The sequence below is a fragment of the Adlercreutzia sp. CNCM I-6215 genome (assembly GCF_977072315.1).
Window position 1 is genome coordinate 46,270 of sequence record NZ_CDRVMA010000012.1, and the last position, 16,710, is coordinate 62,979.

The window sequence follows — 16,710 nt, forward strand, 5'->3', positions numbered from 1 at the left end:
TGTACCAACCGGGGCGGCCGCCTCAAACCCAACCGTTGCGGCCGCCCACAAGCAAGACATGCAAAGGAGCCAAGATGCTCTCAAACATCATCGGACTCGTCTCCGGCTGCGTCACGTTCCTAGGGGGTTTCTTAATCGTCTGGGGCGCGGTGTCGCTCGGCCTCGCCATCCGAGAGCAGCAGGGAGGCGCTCAGATCGCCAGCGCGATCTCGACCATCGCTGGCGGGGCGATCATAATCGCCGCCGCCATCTACTTCGGCCAGCTCGACACGTCCTGGCTCCCCGCCTAAGGGAAGGAGGATGTGCAAATGCTATCCGTAAGGGTCCAGAAGGACATCGGCGAGTACACCGAGAAGATCGTGGGCAAGCTCTCCGCGCGCACGCTCGCGTGCCTCGCAGGCGGACTCGCCTCCGCCGTCGGAGCCGCGGCGCTCTGCCAGTTCGCCCTCGGCATCGAGGTGCGCGATGCAGCCTTGCCGGTCATGTGCGCATCCATGCCGTTCTGGCTCGCGGGGTTCTGGCGGCCCCATCACATGAAATTCGAGAAGTTCGTCCCGCTCTGGCTCGACTTCAAGCTCGAGGACCAGAGGATCCTCTACCGCTCCACACCCGTGCTCGAGGGTGCGCAGACCTCTCCCGTGCCGGGACGCCCTTCGCGAAAGGCCAAGCGCAAGGCGAAGAGGAAGGGGGCGGAGGCGAATGCTGCTGTTCGATAAGACCAATAAGAAACCCAAGGAAAAGGAGGCGGCGGCACGCAAGGGCAGGCTGCCCGTGCGCGGCGCGCATGCCCGCACGACGAGGCTCGAGGAAGAGGAGAAGAAAGTCGAGCAGGCGGCGCGCCGCAAGAGGCGCGCGCGAGCCGAGGCCAAAGACGTCCTTTCCGCGATCGGCTACGACGCCATGTACGCCGACGGGACCGCGCAGGTCGAGGAGGGCCTCTTCAGCCAGACCATCGAGTTCGGGGACATCAGCTACCAGTCCGCGCGCGAGGAGAACCAGCAGTCGGTGTTCGCGGCGATGAGCGAGCTCTACGACTACTTCGGCTCGGAGACCTCCGTGCAGCTCACCATAACCAACACTCCCATACCCGAGCGCGAGATCGGGCGCAAGCGCTTCTTCGAGAAGAGCGACCCGCGCGTCGACGAGTACGTCGAGGAGTACAACCGCATCCTCAACGACAAGATGCGCGAGGGGGTCTCCAACCTCGTGCGCCACCGCTATCTCACCTTCCTCGTGGGGGCGGACGACCTCGATGCCGCAGCGCCCAGGCTCGCCCGAGCCCGCGGCGACTGCATGCAGACGCTCGCCCGCATCCGCTGCGAGGCGCGCATGCTCGACGGGGCAGAGCGCCTCGAGCTCGTCCAGTCACAGCTGCGGCCGAAAGCGGAGTTCACCTTCTCGTGGGACAAACTGTCCCAGCTAAGCGGGCTTCGCACCAAGGACCTCATTGCGCCCTCGGTGCTCGACTTCAAGCCGGACGGGCGCGCCGACTGCTACCGGGCGGACGGCACCTGGTGCCGCGTGCTGGTCTTCCGCGGATTTGGCAGCGATCTCGAGGACGACTGCATCGCCAACGTCGTAGACCTGCCGATGCCGCTCAACGTCACGCTCCACATCCATCCCATGGGCAAGGCCGCCGCGGTGGCCTACGTGAAGAAGCGCATCGCCTGGATGGACAAGGAGGTCATCGACGAGCAGATGAGCGCGGTCAAGAAGGGCTACGACTTCTCCATCCTGCCTCCCGAGCTCTCGCACTCCAAGGAGGAGGCCGAAGAGCTCCTCGACCAGCTCCAGAACAAGAACCAGCGACTGTTCACCTACACGGGGCTCGTGTTCACCTACGCGGACACGGCAGAGGCCCTCGACCACCAGACCCGCCAGATCATGGCGGCGGCGCGCCAGCGCTCCATCGAGGTGGAGCCGCTTTCGTACCGCCAGCGCCAGGGCATGAACTCGATCCTGCCTTTGGGGCTCAACCACGTGGAGGTTTCGCGCTACATGACGACCGCGCAGATCGTCATACAGATGCCCTTCGCCTCCCAGGAGCTCAACCAGGAAGGCGGCGGCTACTACGGCCAGTCCAAGCAGTCGGGCAACCTCGTCATCTGCAACCGCAAGAAGCTCGCGAGCCCCATGGGGTTCGTCTGCGGCAAGCCGGGCTCGGGCAAGAGCTTCAGCGTCAAGCGCGAGATCATGAACACTATCCTGGCCTATCCCGACGACGAGGTGATCGTCTTCGACCCGGCGGGCGAGTACGCGCCGGTCGTGGAGCCCGCGGGCGGGACCTGCATACGCTTCTCGCCGGACACCGACACGTTCATGAACCCCTTCGACCTCTCCGACGTCGCCGACAAGGCCAACCAGGCGCAGCTCGCCTTCAAGATCGACGCGATACTGGCACTCTCGAGCGCGACCATGGCAGAGGGGCGCGAGGGGCTGCCCGAGGCGGACAAGTCGATCATCAGCCGCTGCGTGGAGCTTGCCTACATGCGCTGTGAGGGCAAGGGGCGCCTGCCCGTCCTCGGCGACTTCTACGAGCTGCTGCTCGAGCAGGAGGAGCCCGAGGCGCGCGACATCGCGCTTCGCTACGAGCGCTACGTGAAGGGGGCGCTTTCGTTCTTCAACCACCAGAGCAACGTGGGTTTCACCAACCGCATCACCAACGTCGACTTCAAGGACCTCTCGCAGAACATGAGGGTCTTCGGCATGCTCACGGCGCTGGAAGCGGTGCGCAACCGCATGTACGCGAACTTCGAGCGCGGCGTGACCACCTGGCTCTACATCGACGAGGTGCAGAGCCTCTTCGGGCACCCGGCGATCATCAGCTACTTCTCCAAGTTCTGGGCGGAGGGCCGCAAGTTCAACCTGATCTGCACGGGCATCACGCAGAACTCGACCTACATGCTCGAGCACGAGGACGCCCGCAACATGGTGCTGAACTCGGATTTCGTGCTCCTGCACAAGCAGAGCCACCTCGACCGCAAGAGCTGGGTCGACCTGCTGGCCCTCTCGGCCCAGGAGGAGGGCTACATCGACGACTCGATCAAGGCCGGCGAGGGCCTCCTGGTGGCGGGAGGCGTGCGCGTGCCGCTCAAGGACGACTTCCCGAAGGGCGCGCTCTACGACCTGTTCAACACCAAGCCCGAGGAGATCGCCCAGATAAAGCGCGCCCAGGCGTTCGCGCGGGCCCGGGAGGGCGGCGATGCCTGAGAGCGCGGCGACATACTCGGACGGATCGGCACGGCTCGAGGCGGCAAGCCGCGAGCAGGCGCGTGCGCTCGGGATGGACGACCGGCCAGACGCCATCTCGGCGGGGATCGTGAAAGGATCGACCGAGCGCGCGGGCGAGGTGCTCTCATCGAAGGGCGAATCTCCGGGGCGGGGCAGGGCGGACTTCGCCGAACCCTCCCCTGTCGGTGCGGGCAGGCCGAAGGTGAAATCCCGCCTCGCCGCCCAGGCCAAGGGGAACCTCAAGCGCGCGATCGCCGATGCCGCCGCGTCCGAGGCGGACGACTCCGAGGAGCTCTCCGGCATCGGACAGGCGAGCAACACCTTCCGCGGCGCACGCTCCGTCATCGCACGGCATTCCGCCTCCAAGAAGGCTACTGCCGCCTCGAAGCCTAAAGGCCCGCTGAAAGGGGCCGCAAAGCATGCCAAGGCGGGGGCCTTCGGTCAAGGCGCTGCCGCGAAGGCCCGGCATGCGGCCGTCAGCCAGGCATCTGCCGGGGCTGCGAAGGCTGCGGCATCCGCCGGCGGCAAGGGCGCGGTCGTGAGCGCGGGCTCGTCGGTTGCTGTCCCCGTGGCGGGCGTGCTCGCGGCGATCATGGCGTTTTTGCTCGCCGTGCTCGCAATCTCCCAGATCGTGAGCGCCCTTTTCGGGTTCTGGGAAAACGAGGCGTCCAAAGCCTCCCTCGAGGGGCTGCCGCCCTACATCACCTACGAGATGGTCGAGGAGGCGCTCGCGTGTCAGGAGGAGTACGGGCACCCCGCAGGATGCACGATCGCGCAGATCATCGTCGAGTCGGGGCAGGGCGACCACCTCTCGGGGCTCGCCACGCAGGACCACAACCTGTTCGGCATGAAGTGGTCGAGCTCGTATGCGCTGTGCGAGGAGGTCGCGGGGAAGAGCTCGTGGAGGACCGGCGAGGAGTACGGCGGCGAGCAGGTCACCATCACGGCGGACTTCATCAGCTTCGTCGGCGACGCGGAGTGCATCCGCTTCCGCAGCCGCGTCTTCCTGCAGGCCGATCGCTACGCGTCAAACGCGCTCATACGCGAGGCGATTGCGAACCACGACTCGGACAAGATGGCCGAGGGGCTCAAGGACGCGGGATGGGCGACGAGCTCGAGCTACGTCGAGAGCCTGAAATCCACCATGGAGACCTACAACCTCTACCGTTTCGACGGCATGAGCCTGGAGGACTTCAGGTCCGGGGCGGTCTTGGCAGATGCGATCGTCTCCGCCGCCTACAGCCAGCTCGGTGTCCCCTACGTGTGGGGCGGGACGACCCCGGGCGTCGGCCTGGACTGTAGCGGGCTCACCCAGTATTGCTACAAGCAGGCCGGCATCTCGATACCGCGCAACACCGAGGCCCAGTACGCGCAGGGAAAGAAGATCGCGCTCTCGGAGGCGCAGCCCGGCGACATCCTCTACCGCATGGGGCATGTCGGCATCTACATAGGGGGCGACCGCTACATCCACGCGCCCCATCGGGGCGAGGTCGTGAAGATCGCAAGCGGGATCTCGAGCTTCACCTGCGCCCTGTCGTATCGATAGACAAGGAGCAAGAAGATGGACAAGAAGACGAAACTGATGGCCATATGCGCCGCGGGCGCCGCAGCGATCCTGATAGGGGCAGGGCTCGCGCGTTGCGCGATAGAGCCGAGCGAACCCGAGGCCGTCGTTCCCGTAGAGGAGCGAAGCCAGAAGATAGAGAAGGCGGACGAGTCGCTCGCGGGCTATGCGGGCACCACCTGGGAAAGCGAGGACGGAGCGTGCACGCTCACGCTTTCCGACTCGACGATCGTCGAGTCTGGAGAGGCCGGGGTGCAGGTGATGTACTACGAGGTGCTCTCAGAGGAGTCCGCCGACGCTGGCGTCTCGGCGCAGATATCCTTCACGCGCTCGGCGGGTGAGGCCGCCTCCCAGACACTGCTCTCCATAAGCGATGCGGGAGGCCGAAAGAGCATCTCCTGCGACGCGTTCTCGCTGTCGAAGAACTACCTCATCGCCGAAGGCTCCGATGCCGGGCTCGAGCTTGCCGCGCACCCCTCTGAGCTAAACGACCTCCTCGATGCCGAGGATCCCGAGATCGCCTCCGCCATCGCGCAGAGGGCGTCGATCGCATCCCCGACGGCGACGCTCGCCACCTGGGACGGCGAGGTCTACATCGACTGCAACGAGGACGTCCTCACAACGTCCTTCCACCTGAACGACGCAGCATCGACGATCGTTCAGCTCTCCCTAGACCGCGCGAGCGGGGAGCTGAGCGCGCTATGAGGCGGGTGGCGACGATGATCTCAGACAGGCGCTTCCGCATCGCGTTCGCCTCCACCTTGCTCTTCGCGACGCTCATGCTCGTCCCGGCGTCTCCCGCCTACGCGAGCATCGCCGACGACGTGAACGCATGGCTCGCCGGGCTTCTGCGGGATGCGTGCAATTGGATGTTCACCAACCAGGTGGCGGTGCTCTCGAGCATCGGCTACGAGGGCATCATCGGCGCGGACTTCTCGCAGATGCTCACGACCGCAGGAGATGTCTCCATGTACGACATCGCGCGAGGGGTCTGGGACGCCGCAGTGCTTCCCATCGGATGCGGGGTGCTCGGGCTGGTGTTCACGGTGAAGCTCATCCAGATAAGCCAGCGCATGGACGGCAACGCCTCCTTCCCCGGCGTGAAGGAGGTCGTCTTCCTGCTGGTCTTCTTCGCGGTGTTCCTGTTCCTCATACAGAACAGCTTCGAGCTCATGGAGGCGATCTACTCGGTGGTGGGGCTCGCCATCGACCGCACGATGGCGCTTTTCGGCGCGGGCGGCGCGATGGACCTCTCTGCCGTGAGCGTGGTGACCGAAGACGACGACGTTCCGGCCCTCATCGCGCTGCTCCTGGTATCCGTCATCAGCTGGGTCGTGGTGCTCGGGGCCTACATCGTGGCGCTCGTCGTGTGCTGGGCGCGCGCCATCCAGCTCTACGTCATGGCGGCGTTCGGCCCGATCCCGCTCTCGCTCATGGCGCTCGACGACACGCGCCAGATAGGCATCGGCTACCTGAAGAACTTCACCGCGGTGTGCCTGGCGGGGCTCATCATCCTGATCCTGCTCGTCGCCTTCCCGCTCATCTTGGGAGGCCTCACCGGGGCGAGCACCTCGACGGGCACCCCCATCGACGGCATAGCGACGGGGCTCACCTACGCGCTGCAGTACCTGGCGATGTGCGTGCTGCTCATACTCTCCCTCGTCAAGAGCGGTGCATGGGCGCGCGACATCGTCTCGGGAATCTGATCCGGGAACTGACGTTTTGAAAGGGGGTGGTCGCCTTGGATGGCTGAGACCGAAACCGAAGGCAAGGCAATCAGGCGGGGCTTCCACAACTACGCCCGCCTAAAGGATGCAAAGAAAGGGGCATGAAATGCCTGAGAAGAAGAACACCTACCTCACGCTCCACAAGAACTTCGTGCGGACCGACATCGAGTACACCGACCGGGAGACCGGAGAGGTACGCACCTTCAACTCCGTGACGCTGCCGAAGGGCACGGTGGTCGACGGGGTTGACGTGAGCTACTACCAGTTCAGCCCGATGTTCGTAAACGAATCCCGCTACCGCGGCGAGAACTACCGCGACATCCCGCTTCTGACGGATCGCGAGGTGTGGCTCAAGAAAAGCGTGCTCGACGAGGACGGCCAGCCGGTGCTCGACGAGCGAGGAAAGCCCGCCAAGGACATCGTGCGCGTCATGCCGGCGCAGATCAAGGAGGCGCTCGACCGCAACCGCAGCGAGTACCTGCAGAGCCTCTCCGAGAAGGCGCGCGGCGCGCGCGAGGGCTCGGAGCGCCTGGGAAACGGCGATAGGCGCGCCGCCCAGAGCCGCGAGAGCATCGCGATGTAGGAGGAGGTGCGCGAGAAATGAAAGAGAAGACGATGGAGAGGATAACCTCCTCGAAAATCGTGCGGGTCGCCATGGCGATGGCGCTCGTGCTGTCCGTCGCCATCGTCCCGACCAAGGCATATGCCTCCGGGAACGTGAACGTCTCGATCGGCAAGAGCATCCCCTATGCCGGATACGAGACGACCCAGATGAGCGCCAACGGCAACGACGCCTACTGCATCGAGCCGTCGCGCTCCACGCCCGATGCGGGAACCTATCCGACGAGTGAGGCGGGAGATCTGGCGGCGGCCATGTGGTTCTCCTATGGGGCACCCGGCTTCGACGCGTCCATGTGGCCCAGCTCCTGGTACGACGGAAGCGGCATGGACGAGGACAAGTACCGCGTGGCGAGCCACATCCTGCTCTCGTACGCCAACCTGGGATCTGCCGCCGAGGCGACCTACGGCACGAGCGCCGAGTTCGCCTCCTGGGCGGAGCGCGAGATCGCGGGCGACGTGTGGAGCCAGGTCAACGCACGTGCGAACGAGGTCTCCACGGGATTCTCGGCCATCAGGATCCATGCGGGATCAGACGCCCAGACGCTCGCCAGCTTCACGTGGGAGCGCGGCGGCGTGAAGATCGCCAAGGTCGATGCGCAAGCCGGCGCAGGCGAGCAGGGCGACGCCTCGCTCGAGGGCGCCGAGTTCGCCATCGTCAACGCATCGGGGATGAACTCCTACGTGAACGGCCACAGCTACGCAGACGGCGAGACGGTCATGACCATCTCCACCTCCTGGGACGGCTCGGCCTACACCGCGCAGACCGCGAGCGACGCGCTGCCGTGCGGCACCTACCGCATCGTTGAGGCGAACGCTCCGGAAGGCTACCTTCCCTGGGAAGGCGAGCTCGGGTTCGCCATCGAGGGCGACGGCCAGGTCGTCGACCTTTCCGGCGACCCCGTGCATGACGACGCGATACGCGGCGGCGTGCAGGTGACCAAGGCCGACGCGGAGCTCGGCGAGTCCGAGGCGGTCGGCGGGAACGGGCATGCAGCAGAAGGCGTCGGCACGACGCTCTCCGGCATCGAGTTCGCCATAACGAACGCCTCCGAGAACAAGGTCCTCGTAGGCGATGCCTGGTACGAGCCGGGCGAGGTCGTCGCCGCCATCGAGACCGAGTGGGACGAGGAAATCGGCTCCTACATCGCGAAGACCGCGCCCGACGCGCTGCCCTACGGCACCTACACCATCCAGGAGACCGCGACCAACGACTCCTACCTGCTCACCGACGGCGAGCCGAAGACCTTCGAGATCCGGACCGACGGCCTTGTCGTGACGGCGGACGCGGAAGGCGGCGAGCTCACCTTCTACAACCAGGTCGTCCGCAACGACCTCAAGCTCTCCAAGAAGGCCGAGGACACCAACGCGAGCCTGCAGGTTCCCTTCGCCATCTCCAACGTGGCGACCGGCGAGACGCACGTGCTGGTCACCGACCGCAACGGCCAGGCTTCGACCGAGGCGAGCTGGAACAGGCACACCGCCAACACCAACGGAAACGACGTCCTGCTCGAAGCCGACCGCATCACGGCCGGTATGATGGACCCGTCGGCGGGCATCTGGTTCGGGCTGGGCGAGGACGGCTCGTCGGCTCCCGCCAACGACGCGCTCGGCGCGCTGCCGTACGGCCAGTACACGCTCGAGGAGCTTCCCTGCGAGGCGAACGAGGGCTACGAGCTCGTGACCAAGGCCTTCTGGATCGAGCGCGACTCCGGCGTGGCGGAGGCCGTCTGGATGACGCTCGACGACCAGGAGGGGCCGAGGATCGGAACGCGGGCAACCGAAGTGGCCGACGGTGACCAGATCGCCCAGGCAAACGAGCAGACGACGATTGTGGATACCGTCTACTACGAGAACCTCGAGTTCGGAGGCACGTACACCCTCACGGGCACGCTCATGGTCAAGTCCACCGGCGAGCCGCTGCTCGACGCCGAGGGCAATCCCGTGACCGCCACCAAGGAGTTCACGGCGAACAACACGAACGGGTCGGTGGACATCGAGTTCACCTTCGACGCGAGCCTGCTCGCGGGCGAGGACGTCGTGGCCTTCGAGAGCCTCGTGAAGGATAGCATCGAGGTAGCAGTCCACGCAGATATCGAGGACGAGGGCCAGACGGTCCATTTCGTCGACATCGGCACCACGGCGGCCGACGCCGCCGACGGCGACAAGCTCGTGACGGGCTCCGAGGTCATCATCGCTGACGAGGTGGCCTTCGAGGGTCTGACCCCTGGAGGCTCTTATACGCTCGAGGCGACGCTGATGGATGCCGAGACGGGCGAGCCGCTGAAAAGCGGCGAGGGGCTTCTCGCGACTGACGTGGCCGCGATCGTCGAGTTCACGCCCGAAGCTGCCGAGGGTACCCAGACGGTAGAGCTCTCATTCGATTCCTCCGGCCTCGGCGGTCACCGCCTGGTGGTGTTCGAGAAGCTGCTCGACGCCGAAGGCACCGTCCTCGCGGTGCACGAGGATATCGAGGACGAGGGCCAGTCCGTCACGGTCGTCGAGATCGGCACCACGCTCGTCGACGCCGCCGACGGCGACCACATGGTCGAGAACGGGACGGTCACCGTCGTGGATACCGTCGAGTACAAGGGGCTCGTCGCAGGAGAAACCTATACTGCCCACGGCACCATCATGGACAAGGCGACTGGCATGCCCCTTGAGGACTCGGAAGGCAATCCGGTGACCTCAACCGCGGAGTTCGTGGCGGAAAGTTCTGAGGGAACCGTAGAGATCACCTTCGAGTTCGATGCTTTCCAGCTCGAGGAGGGCGCCTCCCTCGTGGCGTTCGAGGAGGTGCTCGACGTGAACGGGAACGTCATCGCGGTACATCAGGACCTCGAGGACGAGGGGCAGACCGTGGTCGTCGACAACCCCGAGACTCTCGGCACCCCCTACGACAAGACGGGAGGCGACCTGCTTCCCGTATGGGTTCTGATCAGCGCCTTGATCCTCTGCGGCGGCGCTGCGGGCGCATACGCGCTTCGCGGCCGCATCCGTCGAAACGCATCAGTTGGCGAGGGATCCACTGACGAGGGTCCCGAGAAGTAGCCGGGTCCCGGTCGATCGAAGAGGGCGGGGCGGCGATGAGCCTCCCCGCCCGTCTTCCTGGAGGTTCAAGTGAGCACAAATATCAAGCAGCGATTTGCAATCATGGTGGCGGTGACAGCGCTGGTCGGTGCTGCGGCGTTGGGGTTGTGGCTCTTCAGCATCCATGACAGGGCGGCAGATGTAGACCCCTCTCCTATCTTGGCAGATGCTTCGGGAAGCGATGCGGCATCCGATGGCGCCCCGACGGTCGACTGGGAATTCTGGCTGTCGGTGAACCCCGACATCGTGGCGTGGGTGAGCGTCCCGGGGACTGATATTGACTATCCGGTGGTACAGGCGAGCGCCGACGATCCGACCTTCTACCTCGACCACGACGTCTACCGCGGCTGGAACCCCTACGGATGCCCCTACCTCGACGCCGGCTGCGCGGGGCGGGGAATCGACAGCCCGCTCGCTCTCATGTTCGGCCACCACATGAACGACGGCAGCATGTTCTCGGCATTCGCGAACTACTCGGACAGGGGGTTCGCGCAGGAGCATCAGGAGATTCTCCTGCAGACACCCGAGAGGGACATTCGCCTGAATGTCATCGCGGCGGACGTCGTGGATTCGAACGCTGAGCACAAGCGCCTGGAGTTCGCCGACGACGGAGAGCTCGGCTTTTGGCTCGAGAGGCTGCTGGCCGAAGCGGACGTCGTGCTCGACGTCGACGTTGAGGCGGATAGCGTCAAGGCGTTCTGCACCTGCAGCTACGGCAGGTGGAACGGGCACGAGAGGACGATAGTGTATGCGCGGGAGGAGGTGGTGTGATGCAATCGACCATATGCTTCTTCATCGGCATGGCGATGATGGCGTGCGCGATCGTGGGGTACGCCTGCATTCGGGTGGGCGCCATGAGCGAACGTGAGGAAATGCTCGCCGAGGGCAAGCGGGAACCCTAGGCTGCTTTCGGCAAAAAAAGGGTATGTAAAACAAGTGGTTGGAAATTGGTAAATCTCTGGTTGGTTGCTGTTGAGTCTAAATCAACTCATCCAACCATCTTTCTAACAGCTGGAGCTGCAATAATCCAACCACTTATTTAACGTCTCTATGTATCATGTCGAAGTCAATCAGCTCTAGTTGCTCTACGAACTTCTCTAGATATGAGGCGACTTCCTCGTCATTCACGAAGAGCGGCCTATCCTGCGTGAGCCTTCCTGAACTGTCCTGCGGATAGCGAAGACTGATGCCGTTGTCGTCGATGTCGGCTACGGCCTCTACGAATGCGCCCATATTTTTGATGGCCCTGTTGTCCTCACGGCACCTCTGCCCTGGGAACCTCGAGAGCAGTGAGCTCCACAGCTTCGTGAGGCTGTGCTCTCTCTTGGGCTCGACTCCGCACTTCCTAATCACCCTCTTGATAGCTAGTTCCATGCAGTGTCTCGTGAGGAACAGGACCGGGATCGCATAGGAGTGCTTCAGCATCACGTACATCCCAGGTCGGTCGATGGCCCTTCTTCCGGCGGCCGCCAGTTCCTTCGCGGCGTTGAGGAACGAGCGGATGAACTCCTCCTCGAACATCTCGCCCTTGAGTTTTTCCTTCATCAAGACGGATGAGTCGAGCAGGGAGAAATCCCTCAGGGTGGGGTCGTTAAAGCCGTTCATCTGGGGCTTCATCACTTGACGCCCCACGTATCTAGGAAATACATGCTCGGTGAATATGCTCCCCATTAATGGACCTCCCCAGTCGTTGCGTCGACCTTCACTCCCGACCTCGGGTCTATGAACTCGTCCACGGCCTCGTCCTCGCGGTCGGGCTCGGTCACGAAGAGCGGGCCGGGAGCATCGATGCGAGGGCCGATCGTGAGCCCGTTGCTCGCGATGATGCGGTCGAGGTTCTGCCTGCGGTAGAGGGTCCTTGCCCGAAGCGTCTCGAACGAGTATCCGCGCCCTCTCATGTCCGTTTCGTTGATGAGCCGGTTCGCGCACTCGGTGTAGCCGTTCGAGATGCGGCTGGGGCATTCCCAGTAGTTGAAGATGAACTCGCGGTGGTTCTGGACGGTCCGAGCAAGGGCTCTGAACGGATCGAACTCCCTGCCATCGGGAATTTCCCGAATCCAGGCGTCGAACGCCGCCTCAGCCTCCTCGCGTGAGGACGGATGGTCGTCGTAAATGCCGAAGAAGTCCTCCTTGAGGTCGTACGCGGTCATCAGCGTCGAGTAGGAGGGGTCTTCCCGTAGCGCCCTTAGGGCCGACGCCTCGTAGGGGCTGAGGTCGCGTGTCCGCTTCCTGAGGGCGTAGGCGAGGCCCTTCTTTAGCTCAAGGCGGCCCTTCCTGTCGAGGGCTCCCTGGAGGCCCTTGCGGACCGCGTCTAAGGCCTCGTTGGCTCCCCTCACGACATGGAAGTGGTCGATGACCCATGTCGCGTTCGGGGTGTACTTGGCTATGCTCCTCCAGAACGGCCGGTACATGTCGCTCGAGACCCATCGTACGCGCTCGAGGCCCTCCAACGAGGAGAAATAGGCGTCGAGGTCGGACTGCGTCCTGCCGGGCACCATGTCGAAGACCGTCCTGTGCTCGAGGTCGGTGATCACGGTCACCATGCCGACCCTCTTGAGGTTCTTCTCGTCTATGCCCAGGAACGCCGGCACCTTGAAGCGAAGCCTCGAGGCGTTCTCGCGGACGTAGTCCTCGAAGACGTTCTTCACGGTGACGTGCGAGAGCGGGTACTCCTCGGCGACCTCGCGGAAGGTGAGCCTGAGTGAGCGCTGGGCGATGTCGGCGTATGCCGCCTCCGTCATTCGGTGACCCGCGTCGACCCCGCCTATCGCCGGGCGCCACACGTAGCCGCACTCCGGGCATCGCATCCGCGGGAACCCTATCTCGAGCCTCGTCGGGATGCCCAAGTGTGGCGTCGACACAACGCCGACGGTCCTCGCGCCGTGGCTGTGCAGCGTCCCGCCGCACTCGGGGCACGATGCGGGGACGGGCCCGCGGTATCTCAGGTCGAACTGCTGGAGCCTCCTGCCGCAATCGACCTTGGTCGCACTGCCGATGAGCTCGCAGCCCCGGACGCCGAGCAGCTCCTCGACGTAGCCCGCCGCGCCCATCTATTCCCCCTTCGAGAGGTAGGAGGCGAGCTCGGCGATGTCGTAGCGCTTCCCCTGCGAGATGAGGTCGTACACCTGGTCGGCCAGGGGCTCGATCGCCTGCGGGTCGTCGAGCGCCTGCTCGGCGAGGTCTCCCAGCTCGTTGCTCATCATCGACATGAGGGCCCTGATGACGATGTTGCGCAGGCGCCCGTCCGCGAGGACAGCCTCCTTCGTGTTGCTCGTGTTCGTGATCTGCGTGTTGGTCACGGGGTCTGCCGCCACGGCGTCGGAGACCGCATTGACGGCTCGGGCCTTCACGAGGGGGTCGCCCTCGTCGCCCCACGTGCGGTTCAGCCTCTCCACGATCCTCGCCATGGTGTCGCGCTTGGGAGCGGCGCCTGAGCCGCCCGCGCCCATCGGCATGAGCTCGCCGCCCTCGACCCCCTCGGGGACCTTCTGGGCCGATATGCGGAAGTCCCGGAGCACGAGGCCGCGCACGTCGACGTCGTCGAGCGAGGTGCCCGCGATCCTGTGGCCGAGCAGCTTTGCGAAGCTGTAGAACACCTCGAGGTCGGGGTCGCCGAAGTCGAGCGCCTGGGACAGGAACGTGTAGGCGGAGCAGTACTTGGAGAGCTTCTTCCTGAAGGTCATCAGCTCCGCGACGCGTCCCGCCGCCTCGTCCGCGCTCCTCTTGGCCCTCTCCGCCTCCTCGGCCTCGCCGGCCGCCTCCGCCCGGTTGGCGCACTCCAGCCAAGTCTCGTAGGAGTCCCTGGCCGCCGCGAACCTCTCGCGGAAGATCTCGGCGGGCCCGGAGACGGCGGAGTAGAGGGCGGTCCTGTAGGCATCGCTCTCCCCGCCGGCTGCGAGGCCCTTGGACCTGTAGAGCGCCTCCTTGAACCCCTCGACGTCTCGCGTCGCGAACACGTCGGCCGCGTCGAGGGCGTCCTTCAGGTCGTAGACGACGTTCGGGTCCTGGGCCGCGCTCATCGTCGCGCCCTTGTCGTAGGTCTTGAAGGCGGCGAGAACCGTCTCGGGGTCGTTCACGAAGTCGACGACGAAGACCCTGTCCTTGCCGGAGCACGTCCTGTTGACGCGCGAGTAGGTCTGCACGATCTCGATGGCGTTGCCGAGCGGCTTGTCGACGTAGAGGGCGACTAGCTTCTTCTGGTCGAACCCGGTCTGGAACTTGTTGGCCACGATGAGCAGCCTGCTCTCGGGGCGGTCGAACGCCCTCTCGACCGGGCCCTGCCCGGTCGGGTTCATGTTGGCCTCGGTGTACTCGTATCCGCGCTCGATGAGGGCGAACGGGTTGTCCTCGAGGTACTCGTCCTCGGGCAGGACGCACCTGTCGCCCAGGACCTTCTGGGAGAAGGCGACGAGCGGCTCGCCGGGCACCTTGAAGCGCAGCCTCGGCTCGACCTTGGCGGGGTCGAGGTCCGGGCGGGCGCGGAGGTACGCCTCTATCGCGTACTTGTAGCGCACGACCTCGGGACGCCCGGAGGTGACGATCATGGCCTTGGCCTCGCCGTTCAGGAGCGGCGCCACGTTGTCGACGAAGTGGTCGATGATCCACTTGGCCTTCTCCATGACGTTCGTCGGGTGGAGCGAGCGCCACTTGGCGATCTTCCTCCTGGCGCGGCGCTCGTCGACGAGTCTCCCGTCGGCGTCCTCGGACTCGTCCTCGATTCTCGTGAGGGTCTTCAAGGGCACGTATCCCGAGAGCGGGTCGATGATGTAGCCCTCCTCGATCGCCTGCCGCATCGGGTAGAGGTGGAAGCTGCCCATGACCGGGTTGCCGTCCTCGTCCTCCTCGCCCGTCGGCGTGCCGAAGAGGGTCTTGGTCTCGGCCTTGGGGGTCGCGGTGAACGCGAGGAAGGAGACGTTCGGCGGCATGAGGTTGCTCGCCTGCATCTGGGCGAAGTAGGCGTCCATGACCGACCCGTCGTCGCCCGAGTCGTCGTCGAAGTCGAGCATCCTCTCGAACTTCAGCTTGTCCGCCGCCGCGTTGAAGGCGGTCTTGAGGGACGCCGCCGAGCTGCCCTCCTGGGAGCTGTGCGCCTCGTCGACGATCACCGCGAAGCCGGCGCCGTCGAGCTCGGGCAGCACCGCGATGTCCGGCCAGGCGTAGAGGAACGTCTGGATGGTGACCACGACGATCTCCCTCTTCTGGCGCAGGGCCTCGACGAGCTGGGAGCTCTTTGAGCCGTCCGAGACGGCGTTGCCCCTCTCGTCGCGGCCGATCATGACGACCTGTCCCGTCACCTTGGAGAGCTGGGAGATGGTCTTCTTTATGTTCTGGTCGAGCGACAGCCTGTCGGTGACCACCACGACGCTCGAGAACATCTTCTCGCCGTCCGCGCGGCGGAGCCTCGCGAGGTCGTGCGCAGCCCATGAGATGGTCTCGGTCTTGCCGGAGCCGGCCGAGTGCTCGATGAGGTAGCGGCGCCCCGCCCCGTGCTCGCGCGCGTCGGCCAGGACCTTCCTCTCGGCGTCGAACTGGTGGTAGCGGGGGAAGATCTGGGTCGCCTGTCTGCGCCACCGGCCGCTCGCGTCCTGCCTGTCCTCGACCTCCTCGAAGACGAAGCGGTCGAAGATGGACAGCCAGTTGTCGCGCTGGAGGATGGTGTCCCAGAGGTAGTGGGTCCTGTACTCGCCCTCCGGCGCGTCCGGGTTGCCCGCCCCGCCGTCGCGTCCCAGGTTGAACGGGAGGAAGCGGGGCCTCGCCGACTTGCTCGGGAAGGGGCCGAGGTTCGTGCACATCCAGACCTCGTCCTCGGAGACGGCGAAGTGGACCACGGCGCCCCTCTTGTACATGAGCAGCGGGTTCTTCCTGCCGCCGTCGGGCTCCACCGGCTTACGCTCGTCGGCGTACTCGTCGATGGCGTCACGCACGGTCTGGGTGAGCTCGGTCTTGACCTCGCCGGTGGCGACGGGGATGCCGTTGACGAACAGGACGAAGTCGAGAGACTTGCTCCCGGCGGTCTGGTAGTGGACCTGGTGCATGAAGCGCAGGATGTTGGCGTCGTAGCGCTCCCTCGCCCCGGGCACGCGCTCGTCGTCCGGGTAGCCCGCCATGCACTCGATGGTCTGATAGCCCGCCATCTGGAAGCCCTTGCGCAGCGTGAGGACGGTGCCGTTCCTCTCGAGACTCTTCACCAGGGCGCGCTTCAGCTGGTCGGCCCAGCGGGCGCCCTTCTCTCGGCGCATCTTGTCGAGCTTCTCCGGCGCGGTGGCCTCGAGCCAGGCGACGAAGTCGTCGAACACGAGTGCGTCGTTCGGGTCGAACCCCGTATCGTCAGGTGAGAGGGCCCAGCCCGAATGCTCCAGCCCTGCGACCTTGCGAGATATGTAGCGCTCGAACGGCGCCTCCTGATGGATCTTCCGGCTGCCGTCGAAACTGACGTCGAGATCGGATTTGCCTGGGATATGCATATCGACCTTTGTCATG

Annotated in this window: 13 protein-coding genes; 10 read left to right on the forward strand and 3 right to left on the reverse strand. The window is 65.0% G+C overall.

The window, feature by feature from the left end; genetic code table 11:
- The first annotated feature begins 74 nt into the window (after window positions 1–74).
- The 10 genes from ACW4LP_RS09670 to ACW4LP_RS09715 all read left to right on the forward strand — a co-directional run bounded on the left by ACW4LP_RS09670 (window position 75) and on the right by ACW4LP_RS09715 (window position 11,132).
- Entirely contained in the window at window positions 75–290 is a 216-nt protein-coding gene (locus ACW4LP_RS09670; RefSeq protein WP_015760600.1) for a hypothetical protein, read from the forward strand.
- Between the two features lie 18 nt (window positions 291–308).
- Window positions 309–716: a PrgI family protein gene (locus ACW4LP_RS09675; RefSeq protein ID WP_015760601.1), complete on the forward strand. Its 408-nt coding sequence runs from the start codon at window positions 309–311 to the stop codon at window positions 714–716.
- The gene (locus tag ACW4LP_RS09680; RefSeq protein ID WP_015760602.1) at window positions 700–3,210 is read left to right on the forward strand and encodes a VirB4-like conjugal transfer ATPase, CD1110 family; all 2,511 of its coding nucleotides are present in this window, start codon (window positions 700–702) and stop codon (window positions 3,208–3,210) included. Before ACW4LP_RS09675 ends, ACW4LP_RS09680 begins: the two co-directional genes overlap by 17 nt.
- Complete coding sequence (locus ACW4LP_RS09685; protein WP_015760603.1) at window positions 3,203–4,777, forward strand: C40 family peptidase; 1,575 nt, start codon at window positions 3,203–3,205, stop codon at window positions 4,775–4,777. Before ACW4LP_RS09680 ends, ACW4LP_RS09685 begins: the two co-directional genes overlap by 8 nt.
- Before the next feature lie 15 nt (window positions 4,778–4,792).
- Entirely contained in the window at window positions 4,793–5,500 is a 708-nt protein-coding gene (locus ACW4LP_RS09690) for a hypothetical protein (protein ID WP_015760604.1), read from the forward strand.
- Window positions 5,501–5,514: 14 nt separating this feature from the next.
- Window positions 5,515–6,501 (forward strand): conjugal transfer protein TrbL, encoded by a 987-nt coding sequence (locus ACW4LP_RS09695; protein ID WP_455803762.1) that lies wholly within the window; start codon window positions 5,515–5,517, stop codon window positions 6,499–6,501.
- 127 nt (window positions 6,502–6,628) lie between these two features.
- Window positions 6,629–7,105, forward strand: coding sequence for a hypothetical protein (locus ACW4LP_RS09700; protein WP_015760606.1), 477 nt, complete (start codon window positions 6,629–6,631; stop codon window positions 7,103–7,105).
- A 17-nt stretch (window positions 7,106–7,122) separates the two neighbouring features.
- On the forward strand, window positions 7,123–10,191 hold the full coding sequence (locus ACW4LP_RS09705) for a VaFE repeat-containing surface-anchored protein (protein ID WP_455803763.1): 3,069 nt from the start codon (window positions 7,123–7,125) through the stop codon (window positions 10,189–10,191).
- A 102-nt stretch (window positions 10,192–10,293) separates the two neighbouring features.
- Entirely contained in the window at window positions 10,294–11,001 is a 708-nt protein-coding gene (locus ACW4LP_RS09710; RefSeq protein WP_229026827.1) for a class B sortase, read from the forward strand.
- The gene (locus ACW4LP_RS09715; RefSeq protein ID WP_013978957.1) at window positions 11,001–11,132 is read left to right on the forward strand and encodes a hypothetical protein; all 132 of its coding nucleotides are present in this window, start codon (window positions 11,001–11,003) and stop codon (window positions 11,130–11,132) included. Before ACW4LP_RS09710 ends, ACW4LP_RS09715 begins: the two co-directional genes overlap by 1 nt.
- Before the next feature lie 133 nt (window positions 11,133–11,265).
- Here ACW4LP_RS09715 and ACW4LP_RS09720 read toward each other — a convergent pair whose 3' ends face one another.
- From ACW4LP_RS09720 to ACW4LP_RS09730, 3 genes are read right to left on the reverse strand one after another with little or no spacing between them, the layout of a single operon-like run.
- A complete protein-coding gene (locus tag ACW4LP_RS09720) occupies window positions 11,266–11,901 on the reverse strand; it encodes a HEPN domain-containing protein (RefSeq protein ID WP_015760609.1) in 636 nt (211 codons plus the stop codon).
- Window positions 11,901–13,280, reverse strand: coding sequence for an ISL3 family transposase (locus tag ACW4LP_RS09725; RefSeq protein WP_015760610.1), 1,380 nt, complete (start codon window positions 13,278–13,280; stop codon window positions 11,901–11,903). The genes ACW4LP_RS09720 and ACW4LP_RS09725 overlap by 1 nt, the downstream gene beginning before the upstream one ends.
- A complete protein-coding gene (locus tag ACW4LP_RS09730) occupies window positions 13,281–16,709 on the reverse strand; it encodes a type I restriction endonuclease (RefSeq protein ID WP_015760611.1) in 3,429 nt (1,142 codons plus the stop codon).
- Window position 16,710 lies beyond the last annotated feature (1 nt).